Source organism: Fusobacterium ulcerans (assembly GCF_003019675.1).
Lineage (GTDB): Bacteria > Fusobacteriota > Fusobacteriia > Fusobacteriales > Fusobacteriaceae > Fusobacterium_A > Fusobacterium_A ulcerans.
Genome location: NZ_CP028105.1, coordinates 1,208,963 through 1,226,542 on the forward strand (window position 1 = coordinate 1,208,963; position 17,580 = coordinate 1,226,542).

At 31.0% G+C, this 17,580-nt stretch carries 19 protein-coding genes, 7 tRNA genes and 1 riboswitch; of the genes, 2 read left to right on the plus strand and 24 right to left on the minus strand.

The genetic code is table 11. From position 1 onward, the window contains the following. Positions 1–7: 7 nt before the first annotated feature. The 23 genes from pflA to C4N20_RS05565 all read right to left on the minus strand — a co-directional run bounded on the left by pflA (position 8) and on the right by C4N20_RS05565 (position 14,483). Positions 8–739, minus strand: coding sequence for a pyruvate formate-lyase-activating protein (gene pflA, locus C4N20_RS05455; protein ID WP_005979727.1), 732 nt, complete (start codon positions 737–739; stop codon positions 8–10). A 28-nt stretch (positions 740–767) separates the two neighbouring features. Beyond that, positions 768–1,445: a CatB-related O-acetyltransferase gene (locus C4N20_RS05460; protein ID WP_005979729.1), complete on the minus strand. Its 678-nt coding sequence runs from the start codon at positions 1,443–1,445 to the stop codon at positions 768–770. Positions 1,446–1,670: 225 nt separating this feature from the next. Beyond that, positions 1,671–3,899, minus strand: coding sequence for a formate C-acetyltransferase (pflB, locus tag C4N20_RS05465; RefSeq protein WP_005979731.1), 2,229 nt, complete (start codon positions 3,897–3,899; stop codon positions 1,671–1,673). 208 nt (positions 3,900–4,107) lie between these two features. Further along, a riboswitch (ZMP/ZTP riboswitch) is annotated at positions 4,108–4,188 on the minus strand. 73 nt (positions 4,189–4,261) lie between these two features. Then, a complete protein-coding gene (locus tag C4N20_RS05470; RefSeq protein WP_005979733.1) occupies positions 4,262–4,993 on the minus strand; it encodes a lysophospholipid acyltransferase family protein in 732 nt (243 codons plus the stop codon). Between the two features lie 13 nt (positions 4,994–5,006). Next, positions 5,007–5,552, minus strand: a complete 546-nt coding sequence (locus C4N20_RS05475) for a regulatory protein RecX (protein WP_005979734.1) — start codon at positions 5,550–5,552, stop codon at positions 5,007–5,009. Beyond that, complete coding sequence (gene recA / locus C4N20_RS05480) at positions 5,539–6,630, minus strand: recombinase RecA (RefSeq protein ID WP_005979736.1); 1,092 nt, start codon at positions 6,628–6,630, stop codon at positions 5,539–5,541. Before recA ends, C4N20_RS05475 begins: the two co-directional genes overlap by 14 nt. Before the next feature lie 19 nt (positions 6,631–6,649). After that, complete coding sequence (locus C4N20_RS05485; RefSeq protein ID WP_005979738.1) at positions 6,650–7,636, minus strand: glycosyltransferase family 9 protein; 987 nt, start codon at positions 7,634–7,636, stop codon at positions 6,650–6,652. Continuing rightward, positions 7,633–8,331: a lipopolysaccharide core heptose(II) kinase RfaY gene (locus tag C4N20_RS05490; protein WP_005979740.1), complete on the minus strand. Its 699-nt coding sequence runs from the start codon at positions 8,329–8,331 to the stop codon at positions 7,633–7,635. The genes C4N20_RS05485 and C4N20_RS05490 overlap by 4 nt, the downstream gene beginning before the upstream one ends. 4 nt (positions 8,332–8,335) lie before the next feature. Continuing rightward, positions 8,336–9,337: a glycosyltransferase family 9 protein gene (locus C4N20_RS05495; protein ID WP_172453962.1), complete on the minus strand. Its 1,002-nt coding sequence runs from the start codon at positions 9,335–9,337 to the stop codon at positions 8,336–8,338. After that, entirely contained in the window at positions 9,333–10,373 is a 1,041-nt protein-coding gene (locus C4N20_RS05500; RefSeq protein ID WP_005979744.1) for a glycosyltransferase family 9 protein, read from the minus strand. The genes C4N20_RS05495 and C4N20_RS05500 overlap by 5 nt, the downstream gene beginning before the upstream one ends. 15 nt (positions 10,374–10,388) lie before the next feature. After that, a complete protein-coding gene (locus tag C4N20_RS05505) occupies positions 10,389–11,159 on the minus strand; it encodes a glycosyltransferase family 2 protein (RefSeq protein WP_005979746.1) in 771 nt (256 codons plus the stop codon). Between the two features lie 194 nt (positions 11,160–11,353). Then, positions 11,354–11,430: transfer RNA gene (locus tag C4N20_RS05510), tRNA-Met, on the minus strand. A gap of 111 nt (positions 11,431–11,541) precedes the next feature. Further along, the gene (rd, locus tag C4N20_RS05515) at positions 11,542–11,700 is read right to left on the minus strand and encodes a rubredoxin (RefSeq protein WP_005979749.1); all 159 of its coding nucleotides are present in this window, start codon (positions 11,698–11,700) and stop codon (positions 11,542–11,544) included. Positions 11,701–11,749: 49 nt separating this feature from the next. Continuing rightward, positions 11,750–12,136 carry a desulfoferrodoxin family protein gene (locus C4N20_RS05520; protein WP_005979750.1) on the minus strand — a complete coding sequence of 129 codons (387 nt, stop codon included), beginning with the start codon at positions 12,134–12,136 and terminating at the stop codon, positions 11,750–11,752. A 31-nt stretch (positions 12,137–12,167) separates the two neighbouring features. Continuing rightward, the gene (locus C4N20_RS05525; protein WP_005979752.1) at positions 12,168–12,584 is read right to left on the minus strand and encodes a Fur family transcriptional regulator; all 417 of its coding nucleotides are present in this window, start codon (positions 12,582–12,584) and stop codon (positions 12,168–12,170) included. Positions 12,585–12,674: 90 nt separating this feature from the next. Then, entirely contained in the window at positions 12,675–13,127 is a 453-nt protein-coding gene (locus C4N20_RS05530) for a GNAT family N-acetyltransferase (protein ID WP_005979754.1), read from the minus strand. Positions 13,128–13,143: 16 nt separating this feature from the next. Next, on the minus strand, positions 13,144–13,872 hold the full coding sequence (gene truA, locus C4N20_RS05535; protein WP_005979756.1) for a tRNA pseudouridine(38-40) synthase TruA: 729 nt from the start codon (positions 13,870–13,872) through the stop codon (positions 13,144–13,146). Between the two features lie 73 nt (positions 13,873–13,945). Beyond that, positions 13,946–14,029 (minus strand) — tRNA-Leu (locus C4N20_RS05540). A gap of 4 nt (positions 14,030–14,033) precedes the next feature. After that, positions 14,034–14,109, minus strand: a tRNA-Lys gene (locus C4N20_RS05545). A 14-nt stretch (positions 14,110–14,123) separates the two neighbouring features. Further along, positions 14,124–14,199: transfer RNA gene (locus C4N20_RS05550), tRNA-His, on the minus strand. 33 nt (positions 14,200–14,232) lie between these two features. Further along, positions 14,233–14,309, minus strand: a tRNA-Arg gene (locus tag C4N20_RS05555). A gap of 16 nt (positions 14,310–14,325) precedes the next feature. Continuing rightward, a tRNA-Gly gene (locus C4N20_RS05560) sits at positions 14,326–14,401 on the minus strand. A gap of 5 nt (positions 14,402–14,406) precedes the next feature. Next, positions 14,407–14,483: transfer RNA gene (locus C4N20_RS05565), tRNA-Pro, on the minus strand. 288 nt (positions 14,484–14,771) lie between these two features. On the opposite strand from C4N20_RS05565, the gene C4N20_RS05570 reads away from it, so the two are divergent. Together C4N20_RS05570 and C4N20_RS05575 are read left to right on the plus strand one after the other, a co-directional pair. Beyond that, positions 14,772–15,425: a YiaD family glycine zipper/OmpA-like lipoprotein gene (locus C4N20_RS05570; protein WP_005979758.1), complete on the plus strand. Its 654-nt coding sequence runs from the start codon at positions 14,772–14,774 to the stop codon at positions 15,423–15,425. A 205-nt stretch (positions 15,426–15,630) separates the two neighbouring features. Next, positions 15,631–16,590, plus strand: coding sequence for an L-lactate dehydrogenase (locus C4N20_RS05575; protein WP_005979760.1), 960 nt, complete (start codon positions 15,631–15,633; stop codon positions 16,588–16,590). 84 nt (positions 16,591–16,674) lie between these two features. Here C4N20_RS05575 and C4N20_RS05580 read toward each other — a convergent pair whose 3' ends face one another. Then, positions 16,675–17,520 (minus strand): patatin-like phospholipase family protein, encoded by an 846-nt coding sequence (locus tag C4N20_RS05580; protein ID WP_005979762.1) that lies wholly within the window; start codon positions 17,518–17,520, stop codon positions 16,675–16,677. Positions 17,521–17,580: the final 60 nt, after the last annotated feature.

Genomic DNA, 17,580 nt, shown 5'->3' on the forward strand with positions numbered 1-17,580 from the left:
TTTTTTCCTAATTAACTTTCAAATTATATTTTTTAAAGATAGAGATCGCATTTTCCAATCTTTCTTTAGAAAGTTCCTCTACCCCTTCCAGAGCATATTTCATTCCCAGTTCTTTATATTTAAACTCTCCAAGTCTATGATATGGAAGCAATTCAACTTTTTCTACATTACCTAAAGCGGATACATATTCAGCTAATCTATTTAAAAGTTTATCATCATCTGTAATTCTAGGAACTACTACATGTCTTATCCAGACTTTTTTCCCTTTCTCCTTCAAATACTGGGCAAATTTCAATGTATTTTCCAGTTCTACCCCTGTGAGCTCTTTATATACTTTTTCATCAATAGCTTTTATATCTAAAAGTACTAAGTCAGTATACTCCAATACCTCTTTTACTTTTTCATTAAATATATATCCTGAAGTATCCACCACAGTATTTATTCCATCTTCTTTACATAATTTAAAAAGTTCAAGAACAAAATCAGCCTGAAGAAGGGGTTCCCCTCCAGTTACTGTAAGCCCACCTTTTTTTCCGAAATATCCCTTATATTTTCTTACTTTTTCAAAAGTTTCTGTTGCTTCCTCTTTTATTTTTTCTTCTGACATATTCCATGTATCAGGGTTGTGACAAAATTTACATCTCAAGGGACACCCTTGGAGGAAAAGTACAAATCTTATTCCAGGACCATCTACTGTACCAAAGCTTTCATATGAATGTATATTTCCAATCTTACTCATATTTCCATCTCCTTTAAGAAATATTTGATTATTTCTTCAATTCTTTTTTCAATTTTAATTTTACATTTTCTATATCCTCATCACATAATACAGGAAGAAATTTTATCAACCTTTCTTTATCGAAATTCCACCATTTTAATTTTAATAGAATATTAACAAATTCATCATCAAATCTTTTTTTCAATACCCTTGCAGGATTTCCTCCTACAACAGTATACGGTTCTACATCCTTTGCCACTACTGAATAAGCAGCAATTATTGCCCCATCTCCAATTTTTACTCCTGGCATAATAACACTTTCTCTTCCTAACCACACATCATTGCCTATTATGGTATCTCCTTTAAATGGAAGCTGTGATAGATGAGAAGGAGTCTTTTCTTCCCATATACCTCCAAATACATTAAAAGGGTATGTACTTATACTTGTTATTCTGTGATTTGCTGATCCCATAATTATTTTTGTTCCTTGAGCTATTGAGCAAAATTTTCCAATAATTAGTTTATCTCCAAACTCTGGATAATTAAAAAGTATATTGTTTTTTTCAAAATTTACAGAATCATTTTCATCAGAATAGTATGTATAATCTCCTATTTCTATATTAGATGCCTTCACCTCATTTTTGATATAGCACATGTTCTTATATTCACATGGAAAAATCTCATTTGGATCAGGTATTATTTTTCTTCTTTTTTCTTTTATATTCATTTTTAATTTATTCTCCTTTTTTATTAGTTTTTACCACCTCCATACAGTCATTTTTATCCGTAATTACCATTCTCTTTTTCCTTAATTCACTCATTATTCTCACCTTTATTTAATTCAAACTTTTATTTTAGTATATCATATATTTAAAGAAAAGACTGATCCAAAATTGAAAGTCTCTTCCCAAGTTTGAATCAGCCTCTTTAATTTATTTTATATTATTTCAAATTACATTCTTCCATTAATTGTTCTTGATAATACATCTAATTGTTGTTCTCTTGTTAATCTTACAAAGTTTACTGCATACCCAGATACTCTGATTGTAAGTTGTGGATATTTTTCAGGATTTTCCATTGCATCTTCTAACAATTCTCTGTCAAAAACATTGACATTAAGATGTTGTCCTCCTTCTGGAGTGAAGTATCCATCCATCATAGAAACAAGATTTTCTACTCTGTCTTCTTGAGTTTTTCCTAATGCTCCTGGAGCTATTGCAAATGTATATGATATTCCATCATTTGAATGGTGGAATGGTAATTTTGCAACTGATGCAAGGGAAGCTATTGCTCCTCTAGTATCTCTTCCATTCATTGGGTTTGCTCCTGGTGCAAATGGAGTTCCTGCTCTTCTTCCATCTGGAGTATTTCCTGTTTTCTTACCATATACAACGTTTGAAGTTATAGTAAGGATAGACTGAGTTGCTCTTGAATGTCTGTAAGTTTCATGTGTTCTTAAATAATTCATGAATTTCTCAGTAACTTTTACAGCAAGTTCATCTGTAGATTCTTCATTATTTCCATAAGGAATATAGTCTCCTTCTCTTTCAAAATCTACAATTAATCCCTCTTCATTTCTTATCACTTTTACTTTTGTATCTCTTATAGCTGCAAGTGAGTCAGCAACTATTGAAAGTCCTGCTATACCTGTAGCTTGAGTTCTTTCAATATCAAGATCATGTAACCCCATTTCAAATGCTTCATATGCATATTTATCATGCATATAGTGAATTATTTTTAAAGCATTTACATACACACCTGCAAGCCATTTCATCATTTGTTCAAATTTTTCAACTACTTCATCAAATTCTAAATAATCTCCAGTTACAGGTTCAAATTTAGGTGCCACTTGAACTCCTGTTTTCTCGTCTTTTCCACCATTTAATGCATAAAGAAGAGTTTTAGCAAGATTTGCTCTAGCTCCAAAGAACTGCATTCCTTTTCCTATTTTCATAGGAGATACACAACAAGCTATTCCATAGTCATCTCCAAATTCTGGTCTCATTAAATCATCATTTTCATATTGAATAGAAGATGTATCTATTGATACTTTTGCACAATAGTTTTTCCAGTTTTCTGGAGAATTTACTGACCAAAGAACTGTTAAATTTGGTTCTGGAGCTGGTCCTAGGTTATATAGAGTATGAAGATATCTGAAAGATGTCTTAGTTACAAGAGTTCTTCCATCTACACCTTGTCCTCCCAATGATTCAGTAGTCCATGTAGGATCTCCTGAGAATAGTGCATCATATTCAGGTGTTCTTAAGAATCTGATTATTCTTAGCTTTATTATAAATTGGTCTATAAGCTCCTGAGCTTCTTCTTCAGTTATAAGTCCAGCTTCAAGATCTCTTTGAATATAAATATCTAAGAAAGTCGAAGTTCTTCCTAATGACATAGCAGCTCCATCTTGATCTTTAGTTGCTGCAAGATATCCAAAGTATACAAATTGTACAGCTTCTTTTGCATTTTCTGCTGGTCTTGTAACGTCAAAACCATAAGAAGCACACATTTTTACAAATCTTTTTAATGCTTGAATTTGCTCATGAGTTTCTTCTCTTCTTCTGATAGTTTCATCATCCATTTCAGGAATTTCTAATATTTTCATTTGATTTTTCTTATCTTCTATTAGTCTATCTATTCCATAAAGAGCTACTCTTCTGTAATCCCCTATTATTCTTCCTCTTCCATAAGCATCAGGAAGTCCAGTTATAATCCCATATTTTCTTGCTGCTTTCATTTCATCAGTATATGCAGAGAAAACTCCTTCATTATGAGTTTTTCTATATTTTGTAAATATTTCTTCTGTCATTGGATCAATTTTATATCCAAAAGCTTCTAGAGAATTTTTTACCATTCTAAGTCCACCTTTTGGATAGATTCCTCTTTTTAGAGGAGCATCAGTTTGAAGTCCAACAATAGCCTCAGCATCTTTTTCAATATATCCAGGTCCATAAGCATCAATTGCTTGAGGTTTTTTTGTTTCAGCATCATAGATACCTTTTTCCCTTTCCTCTTTAAACATTTCAGTAAGCTTATCCCATACTTTCTTGGTATTTTCAGTGGATTTAACTAAAAAAGATTCATCTCCTTCATACGGAGTGTAGTTGCATTGTATAAAATCTCTTACATTTATCTCTTTTTGCCAAAGGTCCCCTTTAAAACCATTCCAATATTTCATTATGATACCTCCTCATAAAATAAAAACTTAATATTTAAAAGCTGAATGATATCAGTTTTACTAACTGTTTAAAATATTTATACTTTTCATTGATCCTTTTTATATATTTTTATTTTATCATTCCTTATAAATTAAGTCAACAATTATATTTGATATTTTTTTATTATCTTTTCCTAAAAAAATGTATAAAAAAAACCGACAATCTAGGCTTGTTCGCCCAGACGGTCGGCATTGTCATCGTTATACTTCATGTGGTTAATTCCACGTTCCGTCAGTCATATAACTGATATAATATTAACATTTTACAATCTTCTTGTCAATAAAAATATAGGTTTTTGTAGTATAAATTACACTACAAACATTTATATTGCTTCAAAGTTCCTAACTATGATATCTCTCACTTTGATATTCAAATTTTTTAGTTCTTCCTTAGGAATATCTTCTACAAAAATTGGTTCATCTACAACTAAAGTTACTAGTTTCCCTCTATTCATTTTAAGAGTTCCTCTTTTTTGAATATCATATGTCCCTTTTAATGTAAGTGGAACAATAATTCCTTTAGTTTCAGTAGCTAATTTAAAGCTCCCTTTTTTAAAGCTTAACACATTTCCATTGATTGTCCTTTCTCCCTCTGGAAAAATTACAGTAGGATACCCTTTTTTTATAAGTTCTACAGCTTTTTTCATATCTTTAATTCCTTCTCTTGGATTTTCTCTATTGAGAAAAACACAGTTGCTTTTCTTCATCCAAGTCCCAAAAAAAGGCCAAGATTTCATCTCATGTTTTGCTACAAATCCTACATCCATATGTAATGCTGTAACTATTGCTGGTATATCAAGATTGCTTTGATGATTACATACAAAAATTATCCCTTTAGTTTTATCTAAAGAATTTATTGCTCTTCTATTCTTGTATTTTACTCTTAATTTTACATTTAGACTTCCTAATACCATCTTTGAAAGCCATTTTAATTTTCTTCTTGAGTATTCTACTCTTTTTCTTTCACTTAAAAAATGAATCCTTGGAAGGTAAAATATACTTATAAATATAAACAAAAAGAAACCTGTTGATGAAGCTAAAATCAAACCTAACATTTTATCCTCCACATTACTCCAGCTCTGACACTGCTTTTTTTATGTCCTGATATTCAAAGCCCTTTCTCATCAAAGAAAGTATCTTTTTTTCTTTTTCTTTATCCCCAAGTCTGATCCATAATTTTTTTATCTCTTCTAATTCTTTTACAGAATTTTCTCTTATGATTTCTTTTATTATCTCTTGAGAAACTCCTTTTTGAAAAAGCATGAATTCCATCTTTTTCTTTCCATAATTATGATTTCTTACATAACTTCTTCCATATTCGTAGTCATCTAAATAGTTTTTTTCCCTAAATTCTTCTATAATTTTATCTATTATATTCTTTTCTCTATATTTTAGCAATAGTTTAGTTTTTAATTCCTTGATTGAATAATCTTGTTTTGATAAAAGGAAATACCCCATACTTAAAGCTCTTAATCTGATAAGTGCCTCATATTCTTCATCTGTAAGGAACTCCTTATTCTTCAAATCAAATTCTGTTATAGTATTTTTATTCAAATCTATATAGAATATCTCATCAAAATATATCTTATTGCCTTTTAAATTAAACTTCTTCAAAACTTAATACTCCCTCTTTGGCCTCCGGTTTCTCAGTTTCTATTTCTTCTTTTTTTTCTGATTTTATAGCTTTTTTTACTTCTTCTTCTATTTTTTCAAGAAGTTCTACTTCAGTTTCAAGTCTTACTTTTACATTTTCTTTTCCCTGTCCAAGTCTAATATCTCCAAAACTAAACCAAGCCCCTGATTTTGCAACTATATCCTTTTCAATAGCCATATCAAGTATTTCTCCCACTCTTGATATTCCTTTTCCATACATTATTTGGAATGCTGCTTCTTTAAATGGTGGAGCTATTTTATTTTTAGTTACTTTAACAACAGTTTCATTCCCAATTACCTCATCACCTTGTTTTACTGACCCTATTCTTTTTACTTCCATTCTTACTGATGAATAAAATTTTAAAGCTTTTCCTCCAGTAGTTGTAGTTTGAGGTCCAAATCCAAATCCACCTATTTTATCTCTGATTTGGTTTATAAATATCATTGTAGTTTTTGATTTATTTAATGTAGCAGTAAGTTTTCTTAAAGCTTTTGACATAAGTCTAGCTTGAAGTCCCATCTGCTGATCTCCCATTTCTCCATCTATTTCTACTTTTGGTACAAGTGCAGCTACTGAGTCTACAATTATAGCATCTACAGCTCCTGATCTTACCAGCATATCTGCTATTTCTAAAGCTTGTTCTCCATAGTCTGGCTGTGATATAAGAAGTTCATCTACATCTACTCCTAAAGCCTTAGCATATACAGGATCCAAAGCATGCTCTGCATCTATAAAAGCTACTATTCCCCCTGCTTTTTGTGCTTCTGCTGCTATATGAAGTGCTATTGTTGTTTTTCCTGAACTTTCAGCCCCATATATTTCAACTACTCTTCCTCTTGGCACTCCTCCCAAACCTAATGCTGCATCTAGGTTTATACTTCCAGTTGAGATAACCTCTATATTCATTTCCTGATTGTCACCAAGTTTCATTATAGATCCTTCACCAAAATCTTTTTTTATCTGTTTCATTGCAAGTTCTAATGCTTTTTCTTTTTCACTCACTTCACGGTTTTTTTCTGTATTCTTTGCTTTTGCCATCTCTTATTCACCACTTCCTTCATATTTTTACACTATTTTCTATTGTTTCAAAAACTTCTTTTCCTGTTATCTGCCTCATACAATTAAAATGACCTTTAGGGCATTCTTTATCTCCATGCAGACTGCAAGGAGAGCATTTTATATTCTTATCTATTAATACAGTATTATTACCAAAGTCAAACATTTCTGGACTTGTAGGTCCGAATATTACAAATGTTTTACATTTTACTCCTCTTGCTATATGAAAAGGTCCTGAGTCATTTGTAACAAGAAAAGAAGCTCTTGATAAAAGTGCTCCACTCTCTTTAAGAGAAAGCTTTCCAGCCATATTGATTGTATGACCTCCACTTATTTTATCTATTTCATTACAAAGTTCTTCATCTTCTTTTCCACCAATAAGGACAGTTTCTTTCCCATATTTTTCATAAATTAGATTTGCAAGTTCTCCAAATCCTTCTTTTGTCCATTTTTTAGTATTTTTTGAAGCCCCTGGTGCCATTACAGGTAAACCCTCATATTCTTTATGTGTCTCATCTTTTTCAGAAAAAGCAAAGCTTATGTCTTCACCTTTATATTCAATTCCAAAATCTTTAAATGCACCAAAATAGTTTTTAACTATTGTATTATCAACTTTATATTTTATCAATCTCATTTTTACAAGAAGAGTTTTCCACCAGCTTCTTTTTCTGTAAGTGAAAGTTTTTACTCCAATGTTTTTTGAAATAACTTTTGATCTTATTTTAGAATGAAGATCAAATATATAGTCATATCCATTTTTTTTCAGTTCTTTACCAAATTTCTCCATATTATGAAGTCCATCATTCTTTTCCTTATTGAACACTATAACATTATCAATATATGGAACTCCCTCTATAGAATCCTTAAATTTGTCCAAAACCAAAAAATCTATAGATGCTTCTGGATATTTTTCTTTAAATGCTTTCAATACAGGGGTAGTCAATATGATATCTCCTATTGAGCTCAGCCTGATAACCAGTATTTTCACTTTTTTCTTCTCCTAATACTCTTTAATTTCATCTTGAACTTTGAAAGCAGTGTCAAGTACCCCCTTAACATCTTAGCTCCTTTAAAATAGATATTATCCTTATCAAAATCTATTTTTTTAGGACAGCTTTCTTCAAGATACATAAATTCAAAACTCTTTCCAAAATTTCCATATTTATTTTTTTCTAACTTTGTGTCTATAAGATAAACTTCATTATCTTTTATTAAAAAATTGTTCAAGTGAGAATCTCCATGAAGAAAACCTAACTCATGTATTTTTTTTAATTCATAACTTATTAACTCTATATCTCTAAAATTGCTTTCTCTCCCATCAATATATGAATAGATAAGATATGAATCTACTACAGCTAATCCTTCTTTTTTTTCTACAGCCAGTCTAGGTTCAGCTCCATTTAATCCAACTTCTCTTATTTTTTCTATATTTTGAAATTCTCTCCTACTTTCACTTCCTCTAAATATAGAAAGGAATCTCTGCCATTTTCTACTGTTTTTTTCAATAGGATGTTTATACACAAGCCTTTCTTCATCTATTTCTATAAGTGCTACATAGCTCCTTTGATCATCTTTTAGTATTTTTATAATTTTATATTCCTTATTTTCAATTCTTTCATACAGTTTCCTGTCTTTTTTTTCTTTGTAGTATAAAAAAATATTCCCCAGTTTTTCTTTATCCATAAAATCAGACTCTCTCTATTATTTTCAGTATTTCATTCAATACTATTTCTGGTCTTATATCCAACATACATTTGAAATGTTTTTGAGGGCATTTATCTCCTCCATGAAGTGAACATGGTCTACATGGCAGCCCTTCTGTTTCAAATATCACACTATTTTTAGACCATGGAAAAAATCCCAGTTCTTTTACAGTAGGACCAAATATTGCAAGTATTTTAACATCCTTCCATGCTGAAGCTATGTGTATAGGAGATGAATCATTTGTTACAACCAGCTCTGATCTCTTTATAAGTTCTGCAAGTTCCAAGAGAGAAGTTTTCCCTCTGAAATCAACTACATTTCCACCAGTTACAATATTCAGAGCTAACTCATCTGCTCCACCTATTATCCCAGTTATTATATCTTCTCTATTCTTTAATTGCCCAATTATTTCATTAAAATATTCAAGAGGCCATTTTTTAGTAAACCACTTACTGCCAGGTGCCAGCAGTATAAGTTTTTTCCCTTCATATTCTTTTAGCATTTCATTTATTTTTTTTACATCTTGTTCATTTGGATATAATTCTATTTCATACCTTTTATTTTCTTTTCCAGAAACAAAAGATAATAGTTTTTCTACCTCATGTTTCTTTTTGTCATAAGGAATTTTTTCTGTATATAGAAAAGAAGCTGCTGCATTTTTATATCCTTTTCTTACAGGAGAACCTGTCAACCACGACAAAACAGAACTTCTCAAATATCTATGAGGAGTTATTACCAGATTAAAATTTTCATATTTTAACCTTTTCCCCAGCTGATATATTCCTTTCAATCCTTTATGTTTTCCTCTTTTATCATACTCTATTATCTCACTTATATTAGGATTATTCCTCAATATAGAAGCTCCTGCTGGTGTTGTAACATAAGTTATATCACTCCAGGGATACACTTCTTTCAGCTTTTTTACCAATGGTGTAGAGAGGACTATATCTCCTATAAAAGCTGTGTGTATTATTAATATTCTAATTTTTACCACCTTCCTCAAGCTTCAAGGCTCTTTCTAAGGCCAAAATCAGCTCAAGTTCCATATTTTTATCATACTTATCAAAGTATGGATTATTATAGTCTTCTGATGGATTATTCTGATCTGGTATTAGATAAAATACTTTATCATTTCCAAGAATTCCCCATCTTGTAGGACTTTGTGTTTTTTTAGCTGGATAAATCGCAACTATTCTTTTTTTCAATGCTCCTGCTATATGAGTAGGCCCTGTTGAAGCTCCAAAATATACATCTGCTCTGTCTATTATTGCTGCTATATTTAAAAGTTCTCCACCATTAGCATATAAATATACACCTTTTTCCAAAGAATCTTTTACAAGTTTTTCTCCTCTTTCTTCTTCAGAAATATGACATGTAATTATAACAGCTACCTCTGGATTCCTTCTTTTAAAATTCATAATAAGATTTGCATACTCTTCATCTTTTATATTCTTTGCAGACCCGCCAATAAATGGATTTATCACTAAGGCCTGCCCATTTATATCATTCATTTTAAAGAAAAGTTCTGCTGCATTTCTATGTTTTTCTTCATAATTCATCTTAGTATTTAATTCATATACTTTTTGATAAAGTTCTTTATCTAATTTTCTAACAAGATCAAGATTATATTTTCCCTCATTTTTTATAGATTTTGACCTTTTCTGCCATACTCCCTTGTTGAAAGTAAAAATAGATGAAAGTTTAGATATAGGTCCTATTTTAACTTTTGCTTTACTTGCTCTTGCCAGTTTTGCTACAAAAGAGTCATTATACAATGCAATAAATACATCTGCCTTAAAATATGCTATTTTTTCTATAAGTTCACTTTGAGAATATTCATCTATTTTCAGAATTCTATCTATATAAGGAAGATTTTTTACAATCTCATAGTTATATTTTCTTACTAAAACTACCAGTTCTGCATTAGGGTACATTTTTTTTATCATAAAAAAACTAGGAATAGACAATATTAAATCCCCTATTTTATCAGTTCTGGAAACTATTATTCTTTTTATATCCATTGTCAGCTCCCTCTATCAGTTTTTCTTATTTATGTAACTTCCATTCTTATATATTTCTCTGAGCTTAAAATATTTTACCATTGAGTACATAGAACTTGTACTTGCTAAGAGAAATCCCTCTACTCCATCTAAAAATCCAAGTCTTATAATATACATTCTTATAAATTTATACATTGGATTAAAAATTATCTGTCCTATACTTGCTTTTTTTCCTTTTTTGTAGTATTCCAAAGCACCTTCAGTAGTATAACGATTGAATTTAGAAAAATAATCCTCTAAAGTCAGATAACTATGGTGATATATATCTTCTTTTATTTTATATACTTCTTCTTGTGTCACAAAACTTTCATGTACTGTATTATCATTAAATCTTCCTGCTGTTTTCAAAAAAAGTCTTACAGCATAAGATGTTCCCCATCCTCCATGTTTTATTTGTTTTCCAAAACACACAGAGAGCCTGTTTATTTCATATACTTTTTTATCTTCATTTCCATTTATTATTTCTAATATTTTCTGTTTCAATTCAGGAGAAAGTTCTTCATCTGCATCTACTGCTAATATCCATTTTCCATTACAGCTTTCTATTGAAGTATTTCTTTGTTTTCCATATCCAAGCCATGGCTGATGTATAAATCTAGCTTTATAATTTTCAGCAATCTCTTTAGTTCTATCAGTAGAGCCACTATCTACAATAACTATCTCATCACATATATCAGCTAAAGCCTTCAAAGTTCTCTCTAAGTTTCTTTCTTCATTGAAAGTCATTATTGCCGCTGATAATTTCATACAATTCCTCCCAAAAACTTTTATATCAATACACTAATTATATCAAATATCACTTCTTTTTCAAAGCAAATATCTTTGTTCAAAAAAAGAAAAAAGATGAACCGGCCAAGCTCATCTTCTTCCATAAAAATATTTAGGGTTAGACTACAACATATGAATCTAAAAAGTGGGGTTTAAAAAAATTATTTGGAATATGGTGCCTAGAAATGGATTCGAACCATCGACCGTACGGGTATGAACCGTATGCTCTAGCCAACTGAGCTATCTAGGCATATGATTATTAATAGTACACTACTTTTTATCTTTTGTCAATATTTTTTTGTTTTTATGTTGTAAAAAAGACACGCCTATTGTGACGTGTCCTTTTTTAAGACTTTTTCACTTAGATTGCTTCAAATTCGTCTTTTTCTGCTGAACATAAAGGACATACCCAATCCTCTGGAAGATCTTCGAAAGCAGTTCCAGGTGCTACTCCATTATCTGGATCTCCATCTACTGGATCATAAATATATCCACAAACCTTACATTCATATTTTTTCATTATGTTTCCTCCTGGTTTTTTACTGATTTTATTTTAATCTTATCTTAAATTATCTGTCTTTCCATAATCCATGAATATTGCAATATTCAAATGCTACAACTTCTTTTCCTTTTGGTACTTCAAAGAAAGCCTCTGGCTCTTCTCCAGGTTTTAGATATTTTCTATAAAGTTTGTCTCCATCTACTATAATTTCAATAAATTCTATATAGTGAGCTTCAAGCATAGGGTGTTTTGTGTCTTTCCCAACTTTTACAAGATATCCATTTTCTTTCTCTTCTACATAAGGAACATGTTTCTCAGTTGAAGCATCTTGAGTTTTAGCTTCTAATTTTTCTACCTTGTCGTTACCAGCAGCAGTTGAGCATCCTTTTCCTTCAGAAACTACCTCAAATACCATATCACAATCTTTACATTTAAAAAATTCATTTTTTGTCATAATAACACCTCCATAATAATTTCATGTTATTTTAATTATTCAAGCAGTTTTTGCAAATTCCTTTAAAATAAAGATGATGTTCTTTAATTTCACATGCATCTAATTCTTTAGAGCTCAATAATTCTTTATTTACATCTAGATCGTATATCTTTCCACATTGCTCACATTTAAAATGACCATGTATACTCATATCTATATCATATCTAGTTTCATTTTCCTCTATTACTATCACATTAGCTATTTCTTTTTCTATAAAAAGATTTAATGTATTGTAAACAGTTGTTTTTGATAATGTTGGTATTTCAGTGCAAAGGGCTTTATATATCATATCTACTGTTGGATGGTTTCTTTCTTCATACAGATATTGAAATACTTTCATTCTTTGGTATGATGGTTTTATTGAATGACATTTCAAATATTCACCAATATTCTCTATTTCTATTCCCATTATTCTCCCCTCCTTAACCAATCTAAGTCAAAATTGTAATCATTATATATTTAATGATATAACGATTTTCGAATTATGTCAAGTTAGTTTTCAAATCACTAATATTTTTTTCATAAGATATCTATGAATTCCATTTCCATATTCATTTTCTTGATATTCTACTATTTCATATCCTAAGTGCTTATACATCTCAATAGCTATTTTATTTTCTGGGTCTACTGTTAAAGATATAGCCTCATACCCTTTTTCCTTAAGATACTTTTCACTTTCATTCATTATCTTTTTTGCATTTCCCATATGCCTAAATTCTCTCAATGTACATATACCATAAAGAAATACTTCTTTTTTATCAAAGCACTGCATATATTCTACTATCGAAATTATTTTTTCTTCTTTTTCCAAAACAAATACTTTTCCATATCTAAGAAGAGCTTTCAATATCCAAAGATCTACTCCACCCTTTCCTCCAAAAGCTTCTTCTTCTAATTCTACTATTTCGCTTATGAGAGGTAAATCTGCTCTGTTCAATTCTTTTAAAATCATTTTTTTCTCCTATCTATCAATAATTAACTTCTGAAAGATAAAGCCCATAGGGGTCTGCAACTTTTTTTATAAAATCCTTATTAGGATTTTTCAACATATTCTTCAAATAATTTTCATCACGATTTCCAAAATACACATCTAATGCTGTTCCCATCATTATTCTTATTTGAGATTTCAAAAAAGAATTTCCTTTTATATTTATAATTAACTTATTTTCTTTTTCTTCTGCTGTTATGCTGTATATCTCTCGTATAGATGTTTTACTGCCACAGTCACTAAGTCTGAAATTATTAAAATCATTAACTCCCACTAAAGGCTCCAGTATTTTAACAAAATTATTCTTATCTATTTTTTCATTAACTAATGTCACATATCTGCTTTCAAAAGGATTCTTTATCCAGCTTATTACATATCTGTATGCCCTATCTTTTGCCATAAATCTAGAGTTAAAATCTATATCTGCATCTTCCACTTCAAATATTTCTATATCTAAAGGCAATCCTTTATTAAGAGCATGTTTCAGTTTTTCAACTGGTATAGGAGAACTTGTTAGAAAATTAGAGACTTGTTCTAAAGCGTGAACTCCTCTGTCTGTTCTGCCAGCAGATATCATATTTACTTTTTCTCTTAAAACTATATCTAAAAGTTTTTCTATTTCTCCCTGTACAGTTCTTTTTCCTGGCTGTCTTTGAAATCCATAGAACATGCTTCCATCAAATCTGTATCTGATTTTTATGTTTCTCATTTTTCTTCTCCATATCTCAGTGTTTCAAAAAATATAAAAAAGAGATTCTTTTTAGAATCTCTTATCAGCAAAGTGGTGCGAAGAGAGAGACTTGAACTCTCACGTCTGGGACACTAGATCCTAAGTCTAGCGCGTCTGCCAATTCCGCCATCCTCGCACGATGGTGCGTCATACAAGATTTGAACTTGTGGCAACACGATTAAAAGTCGTGTGCTCTACCAGCTGAGCTAATGACGCATATTAAATTTTAATGGGGTGATCGACGAGGCTTGAACTCGCGACAACCAGTGCCACAAACTGGCGCTCTACCAACTGAACTACGATCACCATATCTAAATCATAAATCTGTAATTTGGATAGTGGCGTATCTGAAGGGATTCGAACCCCTGACCCACGCCTTAGAAGGGCGTTGCTCTATCCAGCTGAGCTACAGATACACTCAGTAGTCTTAAATGGAGCGGGAAACGAGGGTCGAACTCGCGACATTCAGCTTGGAAGGCTGACGCTCTACCAACTGAGCTATTCCCGCATAGATGGTCGGAATAGCAAGATTCGAACTTGCGGCCCTCTGCTCCCAAGGCAGATGCGCTACCGGACTGCGCTATATTCCGAGGCCTTTCTTTCAAGACAAGAATGATTATATCATTTATACAAAAACATGTCAACACTTTTTTTCAAAATATTTCAAAAAATTTTTTTAATCATTTCAAAGAATTGTAGAACCTTTATAAAACCTAGTAAATTTGGGATTGTATTTTGTTAAAATTAATAATATAATATTAAATATATAAAGGAATTTATTCTTACTTCTCGAAAATTACATTAATAACAGAGAAAAAATTTTTTGATTTTTTATTCTGAATCAAAAAATTATTTTTTATCATAAGGAGGATTTAAATATGAATACAAAAAAAGCTATGTCTAGTCTTTTACTAGCTTTAATAATTACAGGTTGTACATCTTCACCTTTCTTAGATGAAACTGGTTCTGTAAGTGGTAAAACTAAAGGAACTGCTGGAGGTGCAGCAGCAGGAGCTTTAATAGGACAGCTTATAGGTAAAGATACAAAAGGAACTCTTATAGGAGCTGGTGTTGGTGCTCTTGCAGGATTAGGATGGGGAGCATATAGAGACCGTCAAGAGCAAGAACTTAGAGAACGTTTAAAAAATACTGAAGTACAAGTTAGCCAAAATGGAGATAATCTAAACTTAAATCTTCCTGGAGGAGTTACTTTTGCTACTGACAGTTCTAATATAGTTTCAAGTTTCTATGGTCCATTAAATTCTATAGCAACTGTACTTGTTCAATACCCAGAAACTAGAATCATAGTTAATGGTTATACTGATAATGTAGGAAGTGCAAGCTATAATGTCAGCCTATCAGAAAGAAGAGCTGCAAGTGTTAGAAATTATCTTATCCAACAAGGTGTTTCTGCTAGAAGAATATCTTATGTAGGATATGGAATGGAAAATCCTAGAGCTACTAACAGTACAGCTGCTGGAAGAGCTGAAAACAGAAGAGTAGAACTAGAAATATTACCTATGAGCAACTAATATTTGAAGCTTAAGCAAAAAAGAGTGTAAAAATTTTTTATACTCTTTTTTTATTTTATTTTTTTCTATTTTAAGACTTCTTTTTTATTTTTTAAATATTTTATTTTCATTTCGAAATTTTTAGAAAATATTTTTTCGTTTTTCTTGACATGAATGTTCTATAATGATATGATGTAAAAATCAAAGTTCAAGGGGGAGATTTTTTATGATTAACACAAGAAAAATAGGTATCATAGGAGCTGGACATGTAGGAAGTCATTGTGCTTTTTCCTTGATATTACAAGGAGTATGTGATGATATAACTTTTGTAGATGTTAATAAAGAAAAAGCTGTATCTCAAGCTTTTGATTGTATGGACACTCTCGCTTTTCTACCACATAGAGCAGTTATAAAAAGTGGAGAAATAAAAGACTTAGGTGATAAAGATATCATAATAATATGTGTAGGTACTATCGATAATATATCAAAAGATCGTCTTTGTGAACTTGATCACTCTTTAAAGATAATAAAATCATTCATTCCTGAAATAATGAAAACTGGATTTAATGGTTACTTTATAGTTATAACAAATCCTGTAGATATAATTACATACTATGTCCAACAACTTTCAGGACTTCCATATAATAAAGTTATAGGAACTGGTACTGGGCTTGACTCTGCAAGACTTCGTAGAATATTAAGTGTTGAAACTGAAATAGATGCAAGATCAATCCAAGCATATATGCTTGGAGAACATGGAGATTCTCAAGTAGCTGTATTTTCATGTGCTACAGTAAATGGAAAACTTCTTCCTGAACTTATAGCAGAAAAACCAGAAAAATTTTCTAAAATAGACTTTGAAGCTATTGAAAAGAAAACCACAGAAACTGGATGGGATATTCTTTGTGGTAAAGGCAGTACTGAATTTGGAATTGCTTGCACATGTACTGAAGTAGTAAAAGCTATTTTTCATGATGAAAAAAAAGTTATGCCTTGCAGTGCTTTTCTTCAAGGAGAATATGGAACTTTTGATATATATGCTGGAGTTCCAGCTGTTATTGGAAAAGAAGGTATAGAATATATAATCGAACTTCCATTAAATGAAAGAGAAAAGAAAAAACTTTCTAATACTTTTGATATTATTAAACATCATGTAGAAATAGGCAGAGAGTCTGTCAAAAATTAAATTAACCTCACTAAAAACATAAAGGTTGATTAGAGTAAAACTTTACTCTTAATCAACCTTTTCATTATAATTTTTAAATTATTTTCATTTTTCAAATTCTGTTCTGTATTTTTCTAAAAATTTCTCTCCATCTATAAATCCTTGGCGATATGCAACAAGGAGCTTATCTTTATTTTTTTCAAATCTATCTATAACAAGAGGTTTCTCAGGAGCTATTACCCAAGCCTTCCCCTCTTTTTCCAATCTGGCTACTTCCTTTTGATTTTCTCTATACACTATATGATGTCTTTTTAGTAGATCCATCATTGCTGGATACTTTCTCATTACTAAAGAACAAAAAGTTTGAAATCTTACAGCAGGCTTTATAAATTTTCTATGACGTGTAAGTATTACAATAAGCTTATCACACCCGTCTCTCAAGGCCTCATTTACTGGTATAGGGCTTGATGTTCCTCCATCCAGATATTTTCTTCCTTTATATTCTACAACAGGTGCTACAAGGGGAATAGATGCTGAAGCTTTAAGTACAGTGCTTCCATCTCTTAAAGAATCTTTTCCATAAAACTCTGCTTCACCAGTTTCAGCATTTGTCACTCCAACTTTAAAATCACAAGGATTAGCAAAAAAAGAATCATAATCGAATGGATCTATCGTTTTAGGAAGTTCATCATAGAGAAAATCCATTCCAAAAAGAGATCCTTTCGTCAGCAGATTATAAAAACTTAAATATCTTTTATCATTTATATACTCAGTGTTTGTACGAAGAGCTCTTCCTTTTTGCCCTGATATATATGAAACTCCATTGGAAGCTCCTGCTGATACTCCAATTAAATAATCCGGTATAAAATTATGTTTAGTAAAGGCATCCAGTACTCCTACTGTATATACCCCTCTCATTCCACCGCCTTCTAATACTAGTCCTGTCTTCATGATATCCCACCTTCATTATAAGTATTCATATTTATTTTACTTTATTTTCTCCAATTTTCC

Coding starts and splice junctions, on each gene's coding strand:
- C4N20_RS05525 (WP_005979752.1), bottom strand. CDS start 12,584: ATGGGAATAGAAATAGAGAATATTGGTGAATATTTGAAATGTCATTCA.
- C4N20_RS05460 (WP_005979729.1), bottom strand. CDS start 1,445: ATGAATATAAAAGAAAAAAGAAGAAAAATAATACCTGATCCAAATGAG.
- C4N20_RS05490 (WP_005979740.1), bottom strand. CDS start 8,331: ATGGATAAAGAAAAACTGGGGAATATTTTTTTATACTACAAAGAAAAA.
- truA (WP_005979756.1), bottom strand. CDS start 13,872: ATGAGAAACATAAAAATCAGATACAGATTTGATGGAAGCATGTTCTAT.
- pflA (WP_005979727.1), bottom strand. CDS start 739: ATGAGTAAGATTGGAAATATACATTCATATGAAAGCTTTGGTACAGTA.
- rd (WP_005979749.1), bottom strand. CDS start 11,700: ATGAAAAAATATGAATGTAAGGTTTGTGGATATATTTATGATCCAGTA.
- C4N20_RS05570 (WP_005979758.1), top strand. CDS start 14,772: ATGAATACAAAAAAAGCTATGTCTAGTCTTTTACTAGCTTTAATAATT.
- recA (WP_005979736.1), bottom strand. CDS start 6,630: ATGGCAAAAGCAAAGAATACAGAAAAAAACCGTGAAGTGAGTGAAAAA.
- C4N20_RS05530 (WP_005979754.1), bottom strand. CDS start 13,127: ATGATTTTAAAAGAATTGAACAGAGCAGATTTACCTCTCATAAGCGAA.
- pflB (WP_005979731.1), bottom strand. CDS start 3,899: ATGAAATATTGGAATGGTTTTAAAGGGGACCTTTGGCAAAAAGAGATA.
- C4N20_RS05470 (WP_005979733.1), bottom strand. CDS start 4,993: ATGTTAGGTTTGATTTTAGCTTCATCAACAGGTTTCTTTTTGTTTATA.
- C4N20_RS05575 (WP_005979760.1), top strand. CDS start 15,631: ATGATTAACACAAGAAAAATAGGTATCATAGGAGCTGGACATGTAGGA.
- C4N20_RS05520 (WP_005979750.1), bottom strand. CDS start 12,136: ATGACAAAAAATGAATTTTTTAAATGTAAAGATTGTGATATGGTATTT.
- C4N20_RS05505 (WP_005979746.1), bottom strand. CDS start 11,159: ATGAAATTATCAGCGGCAATAATGACTTTCAATGAAGAAAGAAACTTA.
- C4N20_RS05580 (WP_005979762.1), bottom strand. CDS start 17,520: ATGAAGACAGGACTAGTATTAGAAGGCGGTGGAATGAGAGGGGTATAT.
- C4N20_RS05500 (WP_005979744.1), bottom strand. CDS start 10,373: ATGGATATAAAAAGAATAATAGTTTCCAGAACTGATAAAATAGGGGAT.